This window comes from Microcoleus sp. Pol12B5 (assembly GCF_036701335.1).
Taxonomy (GTDB): Bacteria; Cyanobacteriota; Cyanobacteriia; order Cyanobacteriales; family Microcoleaceae; genus Microcoleus.
The window spans coordinates 18,085-36,730 of record NZ_JAUBQQ010000030.1 but is presented as its reverse complement, the minus strand read 5'-3'; the positions used below and the strand labels follow the sequence as shown (position 1 = coordinate 36,730).

Annotated in this window: 11 protein-coding genes; 8 read left to right on the top strand and 3 right to left on the bottom strand. The window is 45.0% G+C overall.

The genetic code is table 11. The annotated features are described in order from the left end of the window. Window positions 1–43 precede the first annotated feature (43 nt). Window positions 44–1,069, bottom strand: a complete 1,026-nt coding sequence (locus QUA24_RS15025) for an SMP-30/gluconolactonase/LRE family protein (protein WP_333230573.1) — start codon at window positions 1,067–1,069, stop codon at window positions 44–46. 221 nt (window positions 1,070–1,290) lie between these two features. Here QUA24_RS15025 and QUA24_RS15020 point away from each other — a divergent pair, with 221 nt between their 5' ends. From QUA24_RS15020 to QUA24_RS14995, 6 genes are all read left to right on the top strand, one after another. Continuing rightward, entirely contained in the window at window positions 1,291–4,401 is a 3,111-nt protein-coding gene (locus tag QUA24_RS15020) for a BTAD domain-containing putative transcriptional regulator (protein ID WP_333230572.1), read from the top strand. A 201-nt stretch (window positions 4,402–4,602) separates the two neighbouring features. After that, a complete protein-coding gene (locus tag QUA24_RS15015; RefSeq protein ID WP_333230571.1) occupies window positions 4,603–5,811 on the top strand; it encodes a flavin monoamine oxidase family protein in 1,209 nt (402 codons plus the stop codon). Between the two features lie 245 nt (window positions 5,812–6,056). Next, on the top strand, window positions 6,057–6,578 hold the full coding sequence (locus QUA24_RS15010; RefSeq protein ID WP_333230570.1) for a DUF4242 domain-containing protein: 522 nt from the start codon (window positions 6,057–6,059) through the stop codon (window positions 6,576–6,578). A gap of 151 nt (window positions 6,579–6,729) precedes the next feature. Then, window positions 6,730–7,473, top strand: a complete 744-nt coding sequence (locus QUA24_RS15005; RefSeq protein WP_333230569.1) for a hypothetical protein — start codon at window positions 6,730–6,732, stop codon at window positions 7,471–7,473. A 98-nt stretch (window positions 7,474–7,571) separates the two neighbouring features. After that, the gene (locus QUA24_RS15000) at window positions 7,572–8,294 is read left to right on the top strand and encodes a peptidylprolyl isomerase (RefSeq protein WP_333209734.1); all 723 of its coding nucleotides are present in this window, start codon (window positions 7,572–7,574) and stop codon (window positions 8,292–8,294) included. Window positions 8,295–8,375: 81 nt separating this feature from the next. Next, window positions 8,376–9,449, top strand: coding sequence for a class I SAM-dependent methyltransferase (locus QUA24_RS14995; protein ID WP_333230568.1), 1,074 nt, complete (start codon window positions 8,376–8,378; stop codon window positions 9,447–9,449). Window positions 9,450–9,776: 327 nt separating this feature from the next. Here the strand turns inward: QUA24_RS14995 and QUA24_RS14990 are convergent, their stop codons facing one another. Next, window positions 9,777–11,501: a zinc metalloprotease HtpX gene (locus QUA24_RS14990; RefSeq protein ID WP_333230567.1), complete on the bottom strand. Its 1,725-nt coding sequence runs from the start codon at window positions 11,499–11,501 to the stop codon at window positions 9,777–9,779. A 226-nt stretch (window positions 11,502–11,727) separates the two neighbouring features. On the opposite strand from QUA24_RS14990, the gene QUA24_RS14985 reads away from it, so the two are divergent. Continuing rightward, the gene (locus tag QUA24_RS14985; protein WP_333230566.1) at window positions 11,728–13,011 is read left to right on the top strand and encodes a glutamate-5-semialdehyde dehydrogenase; all 1,284 of its coding nucleotides are present in this window, start codon (window positions 11,728–11,730) and stop codon (window positions 13,009–13,011) included. A gap of 674 nt (window positions 13,012–13,685) precedes the next feature. Here the strand turns inward: QUA24_RS14985 and QUA24_RS14980 are convergent. Continuing rightward, complete coding sequence (locus QUA24_RS14980; protein ID WP_333230565.1) at window positions 13,686–15,071, bottom strand: response regulator; 1,386 nt, start codon at window positions 15,069–15,071, stop codon at window positions 13,686–13,688. Between the two features lie 382 nt (window positions 15,072–15,453). On the opposite strand from QUA24_RS14980, the gene QUA24_RS14975 reads away from it, so the two are divergent. Beyond that, complete coding sequence (locus tag QUA24_RS14975; protein ID WP_333230564.1) at window positions 15,454–18,642, top strand: PAS domain-containing protein; 3,189 nt, start codon at window positions 15,454–15,456, stop codon at window positions 18,640–18,642. Window positions 18,643–18,646 lie beyond the last annotated feature (4 nt).

Genomic DNA, 18,646 nt, shown 5'->3' with positions numbered 1-18,646 from the left:
CCTAATAAAAACCGCTTTACTGTCAACCTCGCCCTATTTTAGATTATTTTCCAGACCGCACACCCGCAATTTTAAGGCGAATCCGATACAGACTTGTATTTGCCGTAATATAAAGCGTTTTGCGATCGCTTTCTCCCCAAGCCAAATTAGTCGCCGTCTCTGGCACAGAAATTTTCCCCAAAAGCTTGCCATCCGGCGATAAAATCCACACTCCCCCCGGCCCGGTGCTGTAAATATTCCCCTCTAAATCAACTTTTAGACCGTCGGGAACTCCGCCTTGACTGGCGTCTTTTAAATCGGCAAAAAGCCGCTCATTTGTAACAGTTTCGTCCGGTTTTACATCGAAAACGGCAATGTATCCCGCTTCCGAATTGTTGACATAAAGTTTTTGTTCGTCTGGCGAAAAAGCGATGCCATTCGGCAGCACCAAATCCTTAACCAGCAGAGTTAATTTTCCGTCGGATGCCAGCCTGTAAACACCGTAAAAACCCAATTCTTCCTGGTCTTTACTAACACCGTAGGACGGATCTGTAAAATAAATGCTGCCGTCGGATTTAACAACCAAATCGTTCGGACTGTTGAGCCGCTTGCCCTCGTATCTATCCGCCAATGTGATAACTTTGCCGTCCTTTTCTGTGCGGGATACACGCCGATTTTCGTGTTCGGCAGTAAGTAAGCGGTTTTCTTTGTCTAAAGTATTCCCGTTGGCTTTTCCCGAAGGGCGGCGAAATACCTCAACTTGCTGATTTGAGGCTAATTTATAGATAATATTGGCGGGAATATCGCTGAACAGTAAAAAGCCGCCTGGATGCCAAATCGGGCCTTCTATAAATTGGAAATTGCCAGCTACTTTTTCTAATTTCGCACTGTCATCCAGAATATCTTGCACGGTATTTTGTTTCTCCCTATTTTCCGTTTTGACGGTCAATACTGTAGATTTTGATGTTAATTTATTGGGCGAGTTGCTGTCAGGGAAAAGTTTTAACACAGGATTTTTGAAAAACCTGTTGCTGAAGGCTAGACTCAAAAGTATAAACAAGAGGCTGATTGTAGCAATTTTGGCGGTCATGTTTGACTTGTTAATTGCATTGATTGAGAGCTGTGGTAAAATCGATCGTACCGCATCTATCTTACATTTATATTAAGAATACAAAAGTGTGGCTTCAAACAGACCGCCGCGCGGATAACATAGTATAGCAATGTCATTTCAATTAGCGATCGCCACCTGCTGACATTCCTGAAGTTGACACCCCGGAGCATGGATTAAAATCACAAATAATATCTAGCTATATGCTTTCCACCTTAGATATCAAACTACTAGGCGGATTCTGCCTTTCCTGTGCAGACAAGCCCGTTGTCGGTGTCACCACAGAGCGCCCGCAAGCTTTGTTGGCTTACCTGGTACTGCATCGCGATATCCCGCAAACCCGTCAGCGACTTGCCTTTCAATTCTGGGCAGATTCAACCGAGGCCCAAGCTCGCACCAACTTGCGCCGGGAATTGCATCACCTGCGTCAGGGACTCCCCGATGCCGATCGCTACCTGCTGGCGGATGCCAAAACCCTGCAATGGAATCCCCATGCCTCTTTCGTGCTGGATGTGGCTGAGTTTGAACGGGCATTCGCCTCCGCAGAAGCAGCGGAACGAGCCGCAGATGTTAACGGTGCCAGAACAGCCTGGGAGCAAGCGATCGCGCTTTACGGCGGTGATTTGCTGCCGAGTTGTGAGGATGAGTGGATTTTTCCAGAACGCGAACACCTGCGACAGAAATTGCTCCATGCTCTCGAATCTCTGACTCGCCTGTCGGAAGCTCAGGGTGATTATCGGGCTGCAATCCGTGCTGCACAGCGCTTACTGGAGATCGATCCGTTGCACGAAACCAGCTACGCAGCTTTGATGCGATCGCACCATTTGAACGGCGATCGCGCCAATGCACTGCAAGTCTACCACCGCTGCATGACTTTGCTGCGCGAGGAACTAGGAGTTGACCCTAGTGCGATCACTCGCAAGCTCTACGAGCAACTGTTGCTGGAAGACGAAGCGCCCGACATTCAACCCTCGTCTCACTCCGCAGGGCCACCCCAAACGAATTTGTTTCCCTCACCTTTGGCTTTGTCGCCTCTAGTGGGACGCGATCGCGAATGGGCATCGATTCAGCAGTGGGCAAAGCCAATACTGCTTGCGAACTGCGGCGCGAACGCCAGCGCAGAGGCATCGCCAGTGCTCTTGCTCGCGGGCGAACCCGGAATCGGCAAAACTCGCTTGCTGGAAGAGCTGCGAGCCACGGCACAGGCGGTGCAAGTGCTGTGGGGACGAGGATTTGCCGCGGAGATGGTGCGACCCTACGGTATCTGGATTGATGCTTTGCGATCGATCGTTATTCCGCCCGCCCTCAACATTCCGCCGGAGCTAGGTTTCTTGCTACCAGAACTCGGTCAACCTGGGAAAGCTCCGCCCGATCGCAGTCATCTGTTTGATGCGGTGGTACAATTGCTGGCTCAATCTGCCAGTGAGGCTGCGTTAATCGTCATTCTGGATGACATTCAGTGGATCGATGAAGCTTCATCGGCATTGCTACACTACGCCATCCGCTTGTTGAGTCATAAGCCGATTTTATTCGCCTGCACCGGGCGTTCCAGGGAATTAGAGGAGAATGCGGGCATCTCGCGGGTGGTGCAGGCACTCAGACGAGAACGACGGCTGCTAACGCTGGAATTACATCCTTTTGATCGACAACAAACGGCTGAATTGATTCGCAGACAGCAAGCGGTTAATCCGTTAGAGCTATCTCCAGAAGCGATCAATCGCATATTTATCGATAGTGGGGGGAATCCCCTGTTTGCGCTGGAAGTTGCCCGGGCATTGTCCCAGGATCGGTCTACTCATGCTGATAATTTAGAGGCTTTGATCCGCGATCGCCTCCACCAATTGGATGACATCGCTCGCGAATTTTTGCCTTGGGCCGCTGCATTGGGGCGGAGCTTCAAACCGACAGCGGTGGCTCATGTGGCAGACTATCCGCTGCCGAAATTGCTGATGGCGATCGAACAGCTCGAACAACAAACCATTATCCGTCCCAGCGCCTCTCTCGGTGACGAAATCGGCTATGACTTTGCTCACGATATTGTGCGTCAGGCTGTTTATCGGCAGTTGTCACAACCGCGCCGCCATTTGATACATTTGCAAATTGCTCATAAGTTGCATCAACTCTCCACACCAGAAGGCGCTTGGGCTGGCGATATTGCCCGTCACGCCGCTATCGGGGGCGATCGAGAATTAGCCGCGTCTAGCGCCTTCTGTGCCGCCGAACGTTGCTTGAAATTGTTTGCCTACGCGGAAGCATCAGAATTGGCTCAGCTTGGGATTGAGCAGTGTCAAGGAGTTGACGATCGCACTCGCATTCAATTGCATTTAAAATTGCTGCGGGTTAGCGCGATCGCAGGCGTTACTGGCGATCAAGTTTCTCAACTCGACAGGGAGGTGCACCGCTTAATCGATGAAGCAAATGCTCTCGGTTTAGAAGAAGCAGAAGCCACCGGACTTGAGGCATTGGTGATCCTACATTTCGATCGCAGCAACTTCGCTAACGTCCACCAACACTCGCTGCGGGCAGCAGAGGTAAGTCGGGCATCCAGTCCAGTTACTGCCGTGCGATTGCTGGTATATAGCGGGTCTTGCTTGGCTGAAATTGGACGGGAAATGACGCGGGCAGAAGCTTTGTTGCTGGAGGCACAGTCTCTGGCGGGGAGAGTTGGCGCTACAAACATCGGAATTCCCCAAGGGTTGGGTGCCGTACACCGCCATCACGGGAACTATGCCCAAGCGCGAACTCTGTTGCAACAGGCGTGGCGATTGGCCCAGGCCCAGCAGGATCGTTGGTGCGAGTGTTATAACCTCAGCTATTTGGCGATGACGGAACTGGAAGCGGGCGATCCGGCGGCGGCATTGCCTTATTGTCAGGAAATGGCGATCGTCGGAGCCAAAATCAAAGGCGAAGGCAGTGAAGGTGCGATCGCCCAGGCACTTTTAGCTTTAGCGAACTATCAGCTTCAGCAAATTGGAGCCGATGCTGCTGTGGAGCGGGCGATCGCGACTTTGCAACAGGTGGATGCCAAACGGATGCTGTCTTATGTGCTGATTGGGGCGGCTCAAGTGGATTTAGAGTGCGATCGACCCCTTTTGGCAACAGCCCGCGCCGAAGCTGCTTTAGAAGCTGCTCAGACGGTCGATCATCCCAGCGAGATTGCTCTGGCTTGGGCGATTTTGATTGAGGGTGCTTTAGGTTTGGGCGATCGAGAACGGGCAACTGCCTGGTTTGAATCGCTGCGCGATCGCATCGATCGTCCTGCGCTGAGTTTCCGTGCCCGCACTGCTGTCGATCGGGCGATCGAACAGATTTAGTCATTAGTTATTAGTCATTAGTCATTAGTTGTAGCGAACTGCAATTAGGGATGGTGTTCCTCACAGGGAACTTTACTTTACTTCATATCGCTCTTCTAATTTTTTAAACTTTTCCGCTTGTTTGATAATTGCTTCATATTCCCCTTTTTTGTTAAATTATGCCAAACCTTTAGTATTACTGTAATTATTTGGTAGACCGTTATGTTTAAAATGAATCGCCGTCAATTTCTATTAAGTAGCGCTGTAACGTTTGGTGCGGTAATAGCCCATGCTCAAGTTAAAGCCCAAAACTCCCGAACTCCAGGAGCATTAGAGAAAGGACTATCCTCTCAGAAAGTGATCGTTGTCGGAGCGGGGTTGTCTGGTTTGGTTGCCGCTTACGAGTTAGCAGCAGCAGGTCATACAGTAACGGTTTTAGAAGCCCGTGAGCGAGTAGGAGGGAGAGTTTTGACATTGCGAGGCAATTTTAGTGAAAATCATTTTGTAGAAGCGGGAGCAGCAAGAATTCCGTCTAATCACAATTTAACACTTGGCTATGCTCAACATTTTGGTTTGCCTCTCAAGCGTTTTTTACCACCAGATGGGCTTTACATTGCTGTGAAGAAAGGGCAACGTCTTCTGATTTCTGCGGATGATTTAGCTAAAGTTATACCGGGCGGAGACATATCAAAAGTTGTTAAAATTGCTCAAGGTTCAGATCGATTACCACAAGCATTTGCTACCGCTCTAGTTGATAAAATTCATCTAGGATCTGCGGTTACTCGTATTGAACAAACTTCTTCAGGGGTTCAAGTCTTGTGCCAATCAGGACAGCAATACACTGGAGACTGCGTAGTATGTACTGTTCCCTTGCCAGTCTTGGGACAGATCAATTTTCAGCCTCCACTATCACCTCAAAAACAGCTTGCTATCGCTGGGGGTTATAACTATCGCGCAGCGACACGAATGTTTGTTGAATTCTCCGAAAGATTCTGGGAAAAAGAAGGGTTGAACGGTTGGGGGTTGTTTGAGGATCGTCCTGAAGAACTGTGGCAACCCAGTTGGGATTTTCCTGAAAAAACAGGTATTTTGGAAGCTTATCTGAAAGGGGAAAATGCCCTTGCTATGGATGCCCTCGCCCCGGAACAACAATTGCCTCAATTACTACAGCGATGGGAAAAGATTCTCCCTGGTGTAAGTGCTTATCAGGGCAAGATGACCAGTTATTCTTGGGCTAAAGACCCTTGGTCGAGGTCAGGTTGGGCATACCCGACTGAAGACCAAGAAAAAAGGTTGTTTGATGAACTTGGAAAGTCGGAAGGTAAAGTCTATTTTGCTGGAGAACACACTTCTACTACGAGGGGATGGATGCAGGGCGCATTAGCATCTGGATTGAGGACTGCTAAAGAGATCCATCAGGCAAGAACTTAATTTTCTGATATTTTTGTGCGATCGCACTATCATTTACAGATTGGCTGAGAATGCGAGCGTAGAGCAGACTTTGCCCACGTTTATGCTGGGGGGGTGACAACTCGCTCACTTTGTCCATTGCGAGGCGCTGAAAAAATTGGGGTGAGAGTGGGGAAAATCATCAATCGCTACAATTAGTCATGAGTCATTAGTTAACAGTCAACAGTGACCAATCAACAGTCATTACTAATTAAGAGGAAGTAATTATGTCTCTTATCAAAGTTGAAACAACGACCGATCAACCAATAACCGCAGAAATGTTAGCTGATACGCGAGTTTTAGATTGTCTTGGGGCAAGAAATGCCAAGTGGTGCTACTCTTTACTATCAGCCGATCGCGATCGCATGATTTGCACCTTTGAGGCACCAGATGCAGAGTCGGTGCGACAAGCTTATCGCCAAGCCGATGTTGGATTTAGCAAGGTTTGGACAGCCCAAGTTATTGAACCTGAAGGTGTGCCACCTGTATGGAACGAACCAATCCTCAAGGTGTTGGAGGGAAGCTATCCGAATGGCTTTACCGATGAAGAGTGGAAGGAAGCCCAGCGATTAATTTTAGCGTGTTATCAGGAACGGGGTATTGAATGGGTGCGTTCCTATGCGTTGCTGGATAAAACTCGCGTGGTGTGTGAACTGAACGCGCCCGATGCGGAAGTGATTCGAGAAGCCCACGGTAAAGCGGGAATTCCCTTCGATCGCGTTTGGTGTGCGGAAGTTCTCAAACCTTGAATTCGCGCGGACGATCGCGCTTGGATGCTTTGGGAACGCTTCGAGAACGCTTTGGGAACGCTTTCGGAACGATCGCCTCGTTAGATTGATATCAAGTTAAGCAAACAACCAGCAAATTAACTAATCCCTTTACACTTTAAGGAGAAATAAAATGGCTGAATTTGACCTTGGTACCTTGCCATCTAATAGTGCCGTAGTAGTTCCGCGCCGCACTATCAGTAATCTCAACAGCAAAGACACCTACAGTTTCCGTCTGGATAGCGATAAAAATATCAACCTTGGGCTGGTTGGTATGACCGACGATCTGAATGTTCAACTATTTCGCGATTTCAATGGCAATGGCTTAGTTGATGGTAACGATAAGCAAATTGCTATTTCCGATCGATTGCGTTTGGATGAAGTAATCAACTTGTCCTCAGCAGTTGCTGACGTTGATGCAGGCAATTACGTGGTGCAAGTCAATCGGAACCGTGCGTTCAACGATACTCCCTACAATTTGAGAGTATCGGCTGACGCGATCGGAACAGCCAGCAAAGTCCTCGCCGTAGAAGATGATTTCGGTGCCGTCTTTTCCAACGACCAACCAAGAACTCATCAAGGTTCTGTGGGTAACACCGACACCACCGATACTATCCATCTCGCTGTCAATACCCAGGGATTTTATCACTTTGGTCTCAATAATCTCAGCGCTGATGCCGATCTCCGATTGATTCAAGACAAAAACAACAATCGCGCCGTCGATGCAGGTGAGGTAATTGGAAGTGTGGTTAAGCGAGGCACTATTTCCGAAGGATTTGTCCAAAACTTGGCTCCTGCAACTAACTACTATCTCCAAGCCTCTCAATTCACAGGTAACACTAATTACTCTGTTACCTTGACTCCGATTCCCAACTAGAAAGTCCTGGATGTAAAAACTCTATCTGTAGGGTGCACACTGTGCACCTTACCCTATCACTTGTTCGTTCAAATGGCTTTAATTGAAACCAGACAGCTATGACCGCAGTTTTATTACAAATCCGCAATCGCACCATCTCTGGGGAGGAGATAGTTCCTCGACTTGCCAGCTACCAAATGCTGCCCCAATTATACCGCGAGAGCATCATTGATGAAGCGATCGCCCCCATCGATTGCACCGCTGAAGAAATCGTGAATGCCAGCCAGCAGTTCTACGAACAAAATCAACTGATCGACGAAACCACACAGCAGTTTTGGCTAAAAAAGCACGGGATGAGTCGGGAATTTTTAGAGACTGTTTTCATTCCAAGGCTGCTCAAAATTGAGAAATTTAAACACCAAACTTGGCATCACAAACTAGAGTCCTATTTTCTGCAACGCAAGCGATCGCTAGATCGAGCCATCTATTCTTTGATTCGGGTTAAAGACGCAGAAATTGCGCGCGAACTGTATTTTCGGATTCAAGAAAAAGAGCAATCCTTTGCCGAACTGGCGCGCGAGTATTCCCAAGGCCCAGAAGCTCAAGTCAATGGAATCGTTGGCCCGGCGGAACTCGGCACAATCCACCCGAATTTGGCGCATCTGTTGGCGATAAGCCGGACCGGTCAGCTTTGGCATCCTATCCCTGTAGAAGGATGGCTGGCGATCGTCAGATTAGAAACATTAATTCCGGCTCAGTTTGATTTAGCGATGCGTCAGCGTTTGCTGCGCGAATTGTTTGAAATTTGGGTGCAAGAACAGATAGGTGAAATGTTGAATTGACGGGCAGGAATCTGACGATCGTACCCCTGGCAACATCCAATTTTCCAAATAGAAACTTTTGAATACCATCACCATTAAATTATGATGACACAAACATTCGATCAAACCAAAGCAGAAGCATTCGCAGAACGGATGCTGGATATTCTCAACAGCGGAGGCCTGGCCGTCATGATTTCGATCGGGCATCGCACCGAACTGTTTGACACAATGGCAGAATTGCCGCCCTCTACCAGTCAACAAATTGCCGATGCTGCCGGATTGAACGAACGCTACGTGAGGGAATGGCTCGGTGCAATGGTAACGGGTCGCTTAGTGGATTATAATTCGATCGACAAAACCTACACTTTGCCGACAGAATATGCAGCATTCCTGACACGGGCTGCAGCTTCTAACAACATTGCCCCCTTTGCTCAATTCATTCCGGTGTTGGCATCGGTGGAAGACCGGATTATCGATTGTTTCTACAAAGGCGGCGGTGTACCCTACTCAGAGTTCAAACGTTTTCATGCCGTGATGGCAGAAGATAGCGGTCAAACCACGGTATCTGCTCTATTTGACCATATTCTGCCACTGATTCCCGGACTTACCGAAGCATTGCAGCGGGGTATTGAGGTGCTAGATGTCGGCTGTGGCTGCGGGCGAGCACTCAACAAGCTGGCTGAAGCGTTTCCGAATAGCCGATTCACAGGCTATGATTTTTCTGGAGAAGCCATCGCCAATGCCAACACGGAAGCCCAACTGCGGAAGTTGAATAATATCCAGTTTGAGGTGAAGGATGCCGCCACATTGGATGAGTGCGATCGCTACCATTGGATCACCACATTTGATGCAATTCACGATCAAGCCAGACCCGATATTGTACTCCAAAACATCTACAAAGCTCTGCGTCCCGATGGTGTTTATTTGATGCAAGATATCCGCGCCACAACGGATGTCGGCGGTAATCTAGAGCATCCCATTGCGCCCTTACTCTACACCATTTCTTGTATGCACTGCATGACTGTTTCTTTAGCCTACGGCGGCATGGGATTGGGAGCGATGTGGGGTCAAGAAAAAGCGCTGCAAATGTTGAGTGAAGCTGGGTTTAGCAGCGTTGAAATCAGGCAACTAGCCCATGATTTCCAGAACGACTATTATATCCTCAAAAAGAGCTAAAATAATGTGCAAACTTTGTGCGATCGGTCAACAATTGCAGAAGAAAAAACAGCCTAATTCGGGGTTGTTGAATACCAGCCAATTTTCGGTCTTCATCGATTTGAAACAATTGTCCTCCACACCGGAATTCAAATCAGCTAAACCACCTAACAATCCTCAGTCATCAGTTAAGCCCCTAGTTTAACACTCAGGGATTCTAATCAGGAAGAGGTTAATCTCTCAACTGCTTATGTTCGCACGAATGCTGTTCTCCTTAACCCTGACTTAAGGCGAATAAAGTCTTTACTATGAACCTGTTGGTAGTAAGGACTTTATTCGTTTCAACTTTTAAGCAGGAAATGATATAAAGAGGGAGGCAATACCGATCGCGATCGCACCGGTACCCATCACAAAAGACCAGAAGCGGTGATAACTCTTAACCGTGGTACCGCTATCGCTTTCAAGCTGAATCAAATCCATCCAAGGTGCAACACCCCGGCGGAACCAACCCAATGCGCTAACATCCATTCCAATCAAACTTTCAACCCGTTTCATGCCAAACAGGAAATTACCAATGGGCCCAAAACGAGAAACATAGCGCAGATAAATCATTCCCGTTCTGTCTTGTAATTTCAAATCAGAACCGAAGGCATAACCCGCATCGCCGCGACCAATTAATTCGCCTTGTAGTTGCGCCGGCTGACCGCGTAAAGGGCTTGCGTAAGGGTCAGACATTAAGGTCAAAACATCCAAATGTTCTGCTTGTTGGTAATTCGGGAACATCACCAGAGTCTTGAGCAAAATTCCCGTACCCAAACCGATTAAAGGACAAGCAACCATCATCATTGGGTTTACAGCATACAGAGAAATGCCGATCGCAAAACCCACCGCTAAGCCCATAGTTTCTGCACTGTACAGCAGCAAATCGAACACAAAATTGCCGTACAATCTCCGCTTGCTCAAATCGTTGCCTTCGCCGACAATTCGGCCCATGTCAAACTCAATATCCAAGCCTAATTGTTCGGCATAAGTGCTTAAAGCGCGAACTCGTTTACCAGTCAGCGGGTGAGTCGAGTTCAACTCCATCCACCAACCCCACGGATTAAACATATCCCACAAAAACACTCGCCCAATCTTTTCTGGTTGCGAAGAAATCCTGTAAGCAGTCCCAGTAGATGTGGCAGCTTTGGCATCGTAAATGCCTAAAGCGCGAGTTCCTTCTAACAAAATGCTGGGTTCTTTTGCCCTTTGTCCTTCTTCCAAAATACCGTAAGCAATTTTTACCAAAGCGCGAGACAAAGCATTGGGGTTTCCAGTAGTTTCGGCGGCAAAATGGTCGGCAAAATATTCTCGTGTCCGCGATAAATACAGCAATAAATAAGTGCCAGCGATGTAAAACAAATAAGCAACAGCAGCTACCGTACCGGCCGCATCTTTAGCTTTTTCGCCACCACTTCGACCCATTCTTTGAGTTGTAGTGTAAATTAAATAAGTAATCTGCACCAAAGTCGAAGCTAAAGTCATTACTGCAAAGTCCCAGTGGACGATGTGACCGAGTTCGTGGGCGTAAACAGTGGCAATTTCCTCGTCGTCTAAATAGGTAAAAAGACCTTGACTGACGACTAAGCGAGCGCTGTTTGGAAAGGAACCATAAGTAAAAGCAGTAGGGTTTTGGTCGTCGATAATTCCTAAACGCGGAGAAGAGAGTTTTTTCTGCTTGCAAACCTTCTGAATAACTTTCGCTGTTTCGGGACTTAGGCTTTCAATTTCTGCTAGGGAAACCCAGCGAGTATGGTATAGCCAATTTTGGCTTAAGTCCATCAAGTAAGGCGATAGGAAAAAAGCAGCGATGTTAAAAATCAGAGTTATGGGAAGTGCGATCGCCAATCCGGTAACTGGATCGGGACTGCTGAGAATCAAAACTGAGGCTAAAGATAGCGCTAACACCATACCAAACAGCAGGCTGAGGGTGATGCCGGAAGCTAAAACGAGATTTCCGCCAGTTTTCTGTATCAGTTTAACGCCTGCTTTGGCGGCTCGCCCTGCCTTGCGTAAAGGGGCATGAGATGACATAATAATCTCCAAAGGTTATTGACAAATGGAAATGACCGTGGGATTTTATCTATACTTCACTGTTTTAACCTGTTAATGTGGATTGCTGTCAGGGGTCTCAACAAAAATATAGAATTTCCTCTAAAATTGTTAAGACTGAAAACCGCCCCGAAATTTATTTGTGCGGATTCAATTCCACACTCAAAATTCAAAACCCAACAATCAAAACTATTTAAAAGTTACTGCCATGTCTATTATTGAAATTGCCCAAAAAACGCGCGTATCTGCTAGAAAGTTGGCAGTTTTGTCCGCTGATGCCAAAAATCAAGCTATTGAGGCTATTGCGAAAGCTTTAGAAGCTGCTGCGCCGGATATTGTGGCGGCGAACGCGGCTGACGGCAAGGCGGCTGAGGCGGATGGAATTGCGAAACCGCTGTACGATCGCCTAAAGTTGGATGAGAGCAAGTTGAAAAGTGCGATCGCAGGCGTGCGCGACGTTGCGAAACTCCCAGATCCTATCGGTGTCGTGCAAATTCACCGTGAATTGGATAGAGGATTAATTCTGAAGCGCATCACCTGTCCTTTGGGCGTTTTAGGCATTATTTTTGAAGCGCGCCCAGAGGCGTTAATTCAGATAGTATCCTTGGCAATCAAATCAGGAAACGGCGTCATTCTCAAAGGCGGCAAAGAAGCAGTCCGTTCCTGCGAAATATTGACAAAAGTGATACATCAAGCATTAGCAGAAACTGCGGTTAATCCAGAAGTCGTGCAATTGCTTACCACGCGGGAAGAAACAATCGAACTGCTGAAAATGGATGAATATGTAGATTTAATTATTCCCAGAGGTTCTAATTCCTTCGTGCGGTTCGTGCAGGCAAACACGCGGATTCCCGTGTTAGGACACGCCGACGGAATTTGTCATTTGTACGCAGACACAGCGGCGGATATTCAGAAAGCAGTAGAGATTTCTGTCGATGCAAAAACTCAGTATCCAGCCGCCTGCAATGCCATTGAAACCTTGTTAGTTCACAGTGCGATCGCCCCCAAATTCCTGCCCACTGTTGCCGAAGCTTTGCAGCAGAAAAAAGTCGAACTGCGGGGAGACGAAAAAACTCGCGCTATCCTTAAAAATATTGCCGAAGCAGCAGAAACAGATTGGTCTACAGAATACAGCGATTTGATTTTGTCAATCAAAATAGTAGATTCTGTGGAAGAGGCAATTAACCATATCAATACATACGGTTCCAGACACACCGATGTCATTGTTACCGAAGACAGCGAAACCGCCGAAACATTTTTAAATGGAGTAGATGCGGCCGGAGTTTATCACAATTGTTCGACTCGATTTGCCGACGGTTTCCGCTACGGCTTCGGTGCAGAAGTGGGGATTAGTACGCAGCAAATGCCACCTCGCGGGCCTGTGGGTTTAGAAGGGTTGATTACCTATAAGTATCGAGTTGTTGGAGATGGCCATGTTGCCGCTAGTTATGTAGGGAAGGATGCGAAGGAGTTTACTCATCGGGATTTGTAAAAGAGTAATACCATTTGCGAAAAATCTTGCTACAATAGCCTTAAAAAAAGGGACAATACTACATTTTATCAACCCTGATAAATGTTGCATTAGTGTAGAGAAGTAGAGTTGCTTCTCATCTTGATGCTGTCGTCAAATCGAGGTGAAGTCAACTGGCTGTGCATATTCTGCACAATTGTGTCCCAGTAGGTGATTCAGCTTTTGGGGAGATGTCTAACGTTTCTGAGCCCAATCACAACTTGAGTCATTTTACTCAATTATGTCTCCTCTGGAAATAGCGATCGCCTCTAGGGGCAGTTATACAAAATATAAACATTTTGTCAATGTGTAAGTCCTAGCGGCTTCTCTTAATTTTTATTGATTGGCTGGGGGAACTGCGGGGATGAAAATCATCATTTCTCCAAGGGCGTTGATAAATCCTGCTTTGAACCGCTAGATAGCGCGTCTAAATGAATGGTCTCATTGACCAAGAATTTCTTGATGGTACCCGCCACGTGATTTATCCGTGGAGTCAATCCAAAATCTAAAATCTAAAATCCTCAAGCCCCCGAATTTATCCGTGGGGTCAATCCAAAATCTAAAATCTAAAATCTAAAATCGAATGACCGAGTAGAGACGTTCCCTGCTCTGTCAGTTGAGTCTCCAATAAATTCGTTAATTCCTAGGCTCTCCCTTTAGGCTAAAGGAATTTCAATAATGAACTCTGTCCCAACACCCTGTTCTGAAAAGCAACTCAGTTGACCACAATGTTTTTCTACAACAATCTGATGACTAATTGATAAACCCAATCCCGTACCTTTTTCTGCTGGCTTGGTTGTAAATAGATAATCAAATACTTTAGTACGTACCTCTTCCGGCATTCCCAAACCGTTATCTTTAATGTGAATAATGGCGATATTTCGATGGCGGTCAACTTCAGTGTCAATCATAATTTGCCTTGGATTTACTTTAATTTCTTCCAATTTTTGCTTCTGAAGAGAATCTTCTAAAGCATCAATGGCATTAGCAATAATGTTAATAAATACCTGATTGATCTGTCCGGGGTAGCACGGTACTAGAGGTAAATTTCCATATCCTTTAACGACTTCTATTTTCGGACGTAGATCATTTGCTTTTAATCGATGTTGTAGAATTAGTAATGCACTGTCAATCCCTTCATGCAGGTTAGCTTCTACTTTTGATGTACTATCAGGGCGGGAAAAAGTTCTTAAAGATACACTAATTTGACGAATACGTTCTACGCCCATTTTCATGGATGAAATAAGCTGGGGTAAGTCTTCTATTAGATACTCTAAATCCACTTCTTCGGCACGAGTGGCGATCGCTGCACCTGGAGAGGGAAACTGTTGCTGATAAAGATGAACAATTTCTAATAAATCTTGAATATAAGTTTCAGCATGAGTCAGGTTTCCCTTGATAAAGCCTACTGGATTATTAATTTCATGAGCCACTCCAGCCACTAATTGACCGAGGGTAGACATTTTTTCGCTTTGGATTAATTGGAGTTGAGCTTGTTGTATAGTCTGTAGAGCTTGTTTTAGTTCAGAGGTTCGGTCTTCAACTCGTTTTTCTAATTCTTGATTCAATTGTTGTAAAGTTTTTTCTAAAGTAGTTTTTTCTTCAATTTTTTCTTGGAGCAATTGATTTTTGCTTGCCAGATCTTTGGTCAAATTTCGCAACTCTAAATGAACTTGAATTCGAGCTAATACTTCTTCTTTTTGAAAAGGTTTAGTGATATAATCTACAGCCCCAAGACTCAAACCTTTGACTTTTTGATCGGTGTTGCCAAGAGCCGTCATAAAAATGATCGGGATTCCTGAAGTTGACGGGTTACTTTTCAGTCGAGAACACGTTTCAAATCCGTCAATTCCCGGCATCATTATATCTAATAAAATTAAATCTGGAGTGACATATTCTATTTTTTGCAGCGCACTTTCTCCATCTTGAGCTACTAAAACTTCTAATCCTGCTTCATCTAAAACGTTAAATATAACACCTAAGTTTGTAGGATTATCATCTACAATTAAGAGGGTGTTTTTTGAGAAAGATAAATTATTCATAAAGGTTTAGCCTTCTCCTTGGTGTTTAATTATAGGCCGCGTGGCGTCCTGACTATCTAATCTGCCAGTTTGCAGAGCCAATCGGCAGCAGGATTTTTCAATTATAAGCTGCATGACGTTCTGACTATCTAGGGGTCGGGAAAAAATTAACCTTCTCCCATTGGTGTATCATCATATTATAGTTCAACGAGGATGCTAACCAATGTAATCTTTTTTATTTTAACGTAAAGTTTTTGTAACGCACTATAGTCTTATTGCTTTCCTATCCCTTTATCTACAGAAGAGTCCTACGTCTGGTGAATATTCTATGGCTCTATAGTATAGACAAATACATTATTCCTACTAAAAACTTATGTGTACAAATGTTTCTAAATTCCGAAAAATGCCGCTACGCCATGTCTTAATTGTTCCTTTTATTTTACAAATCTTTACAGCCGTAGGGTTAACCGGATATTTTTCGTTACAAAATGGACAGAAAGCTGTGAATGATGTAGCGGCACAGTTGCGCCGTGAAATTGCCACGAGAATTGAGCAGAATTTGCAGACCTATCTTGCTGCTCCCCATTTAGTTAATCAAATTAATGCTGATGCTGTTAGTTTGGGCCAATTGAGCATGGAAGATATGAGAGCGTGGGAGCGTCATATTTGGCGACAAAAAAATAGATTTAATAGCGTAAATGGTCTGACAATTATCAATGAAAAAGGGAAAGGTGTATCTATTATTAGTAATGATGAAAAAAAGCTCGTCCTTCAAGCAACAAGTCCAACCAAGCCGAACCAAGTATTTATGTATTTGGCTGGTAGTCAAGGAGAAAGAATAAAATTAATCAAAGTGGTTAAAAATTTCGATCCCCGAAGAATTACAGCTTACAAAGAAAGCATGGAAGCTGGCAAACCTACCTGGACTAAAATACATTTTGGTGAACTTATTATCACCCCTATAATGACAGCAGGGCAACCAGTTTTTGATAAAAATGGAAAAGCGACTGGTGTCTTGTTAACTACTCTACGTTTATCCCTAATTGGGAATTTTTTGCAAACTCTAAAAGTTGGAAAAACAGGACAAACTTTTATTATCGAGCGAAGCGGCATGCTAGTGGCAACTTCCACATCAGAAAAACCATACCAGAATAGGCAAAGATTTCCAGCCAATGACAGCAAAGATATTTTAACCAAAGCTACTGCAAAATATTTAACAGAGCGATTTAACAATCTCAATGAAATTAAAACTTCTCAGCAGTTAGAATTTTTAGTAGAAGGACAAAAACAATTCGTACAAGTTGTTCCTTTTCAAGATGGTAAAGGTATAGATTGGTTAATTGTAATTGCGGTTCCAGAAAATGATTTTATGGAACAAATTAACAGGAGTAGACATACGACGATTTTATTATGTCTTTTGGCACTATTTTTGGCAACTGTTTTGGGAATTGTGACTTCTGAATGGATAGCCCGACCGATTCGGCGTTTGGGTAAAGCCACAAGCGCGATCGCTGGCGGTGACTTCGAGCAAAAAGTAACGGCCTCCTCCGTTAAAGAAATCAGCGCTTTAGCGACTTCTTTCAATTTAATGAGCCAGCAACTCAAGCAGTCCTACGCACAATTAGAAGATTATTCGCACTCCTTAGAACAAAAAGTCGCAGAAAGAACTCAAGCATTAGAGCAAGAAATGGGCGATCGCCAACAGATACAAGAGACGCTCCGGCAAAGCGAAGAAAGGTATCAATTAACCCTAGAAAGCGTTAATGAAGGCATCTGGGACTGGCAAGTCCAAACCAACGCCATCTATTTTTCACCCCAATGGAAAGCCATGCTAGGCTATCAAGACAGCGAAATTTCTAACGAGTTTAGTTCTTGGGAAGAACTGATTCACTCCGATGATTTACACCCGATATTAGACTCTTTAGGAAAGTATTTAAAAAGAGGAAGTAACGAACCTTATAGTTGGGAATTTCGGATGCGGCACAAAAACGGTAGCTACAGGTGGATACTATCGCGAGGTCGAGTTGTCGAGCGAGATGGGGAAGGCCAACCCCTACGTTTAGTCGGCTCTCACACCGATCTTACCGATCGCAAACAAGCAGAAATAGAATTGCAAATAGCCAAGGAAGCTGCCGACGCTGCGAACAAAGCCAAAAGCGAATTTTTGGCAAACATGAGCCACGAACTTCGCACACCCCTCAACGGGATTTTAGGCTATGCTCAAATCCTCATGCGTTCAAAAAACTTAGACAATCAAGAGGTAAATAGTCTAAAAATTATTTATCAATGTGGCTCTCATTTGCTCACTTTAATTAACGACATCCTCGACTTTTCTAAAATCGAAGCTAGGAGAATAGAACTTTACCCGACGCAATTTCATTTTTGGGCATTTTTAGAAGATGTCAGCCAAATCTTTCGCCTCAGATCGGAACAAAAAGCCATCAGTTTTATTTGTCAATTTGACTCTTCCTTACCCACCAACGTGCAAGGGGATGAAAAACGCTTAAGGCAGATTTTAATTAATCTCTTAGGTAATGCTGTAAAATTTACCGATCGAGGGGGCGTTACCTTCAAAGTTCAACTTGTAAAATCAGTACCCTTAGAAACTAACGCTAATGAATTAAATGCCATCAACTCTATCCGCTTTCAAATTGAAGATACTGGAGTGGGGATTGGCGAAGAGAAAATGCAGAAAATCTTTCAACCTTTTGAACAGGTAGGCAATACCGATAAGATGTCAGAAGGAACGGGTTTGGGATTAGCAATTACTTTAAAAATCATCGAAATGATGGGTGGCAGTATTCAAGTTAACAGTCAGTTAAATGCTGGCAGCCAATTTTGGTTTGATTTAGATTTACCTTCTGCTAGTAAATGGGAATCGGCAATTCAGCTACAAGCTGCGATCGCTGGCTATCAAGGAACTAAACTGAAAATTCTCGCAGTTGACGATCAGTGGGAAAATCGTTCTGTGCTGGTTAATTTGTTAGCACCCCTTGGCTTTGAAGTGCTAGAAGCTACAAATGCCAAAGAAGCTTTAAAACAAGTCGATTGTAGCGATTTTAATGCTATTATTACTGATTTAGTAATGCCAGAAATGGATGGTTTCGAGTTAGTAAGCCGTCTCCGCTCTCAACCTAAGTTTAAAGATTTAGTCATTATCGTTTCTTCAGCTAGCGTGTTTGAAGCTGACCAGCATAAGAGTTTAGATATGGGCGCAAATGCTTTTTTACCCAAACCCGTACAGGCGGCTGATTTATTTGTATTGCTACAAAAGCATTTAGGGATATCTTGGGTATATCAAGAGTCATCTCACCTCAATCAAAATGTCAATCAATTCGTGCGATCGGATTCAGCTTCTTTGTTAGTCCCTCCACCAGATGAAGAACTGGTAATTTTATACGATTTGGTTATGAGAGGTAATTTAAAAGCAGTGACTCAACAAGTTGAACAGTTAAAAAAATTGGATGCAAAATATATTCCCTTTGCCGAACGGGTAGGTGAATTGGCTGCAAGCTTTCAGGAAAAACAATTACGGTTATTAATTAACGATTACAAAGCCGATAACAAAAATCAAATTGATGATGGAAAATAACACA

Coding starts and splice junctions, on each gene's coding strand:
- QUA24_RS15025 (WP_333230573.1), bottom strand. CDS start 1,069: ATGACCGCCAAAATTGCTACAATCAGCCTCTTGTTTATACTTTTGAGT.
- QUA24_RS15020 (WP_333230572.1), top strand. CDS start 1,291: ATGCTTTCCACCTTAGATATCAAACTACTAGGCGGATTCTGCCTTTCC.
- QUA24_RS15015 (WP_333230571.1), top strand. CDS start 4,603: ATGTTTAAAATGAATCGCCGTCAATTTCTATTAAGTAGCGCTGTAACG.
- QUA24_RS15010 (WP_333230570.1), top strand. CDS start 6,057: ATGTCTCTTATCAAAGTTGAAACAACGACCGATCAACCAATAACCGCA.
- QUA24_RS15005 (WP_333230569.1), top strand. CDS start 6,730: ATGGCTGAATTTGACCTTGGTACCTTGCCATCTAATAGTGCCGTAGTA.
- QUA24_RS15000 (WP_333209734.1), top strand. CDS start 7,572: ATGACCGCAGTTTTATTACAAATCCGCAATCGCACCATCTCTGGGGAG.
- QUA24_RS14995 (WP_333230568.1), top strand. CDS start 8,376: ATGATGACACAAACATTCGATCAAACCAAAGCAGAAGCATTCGCAGAA.
- QUA24_RS14990 (WP_333230567.1), bottom strand. CDS start 11,501: ATGTCATCTCATGCCCCTTTACGCAAGGCAGGGCGAGCCGCCAAAGCA.
- QUA24_RS14985 (WP_333230566.1), top strand. CDS start 11,728: ATGTCTATTATTGAAATTGCCCAAAAAACGCGCGTATCTGCTAGAAAG.
- QUA24_RS14980 (WP_333230565.1), bottom strand. CDS start 15,071: ATGAATAATTTATCTTTCTCAAAAAACACCCTCTTAATTGTAGATGAT.
- QUA24_RS14975 (WP_333230564.1), top strand. CDS start 15,454: ATGCCGCTACGCCATGTCTTAATTGTTCCTTTTATTTTACAAATCTTT.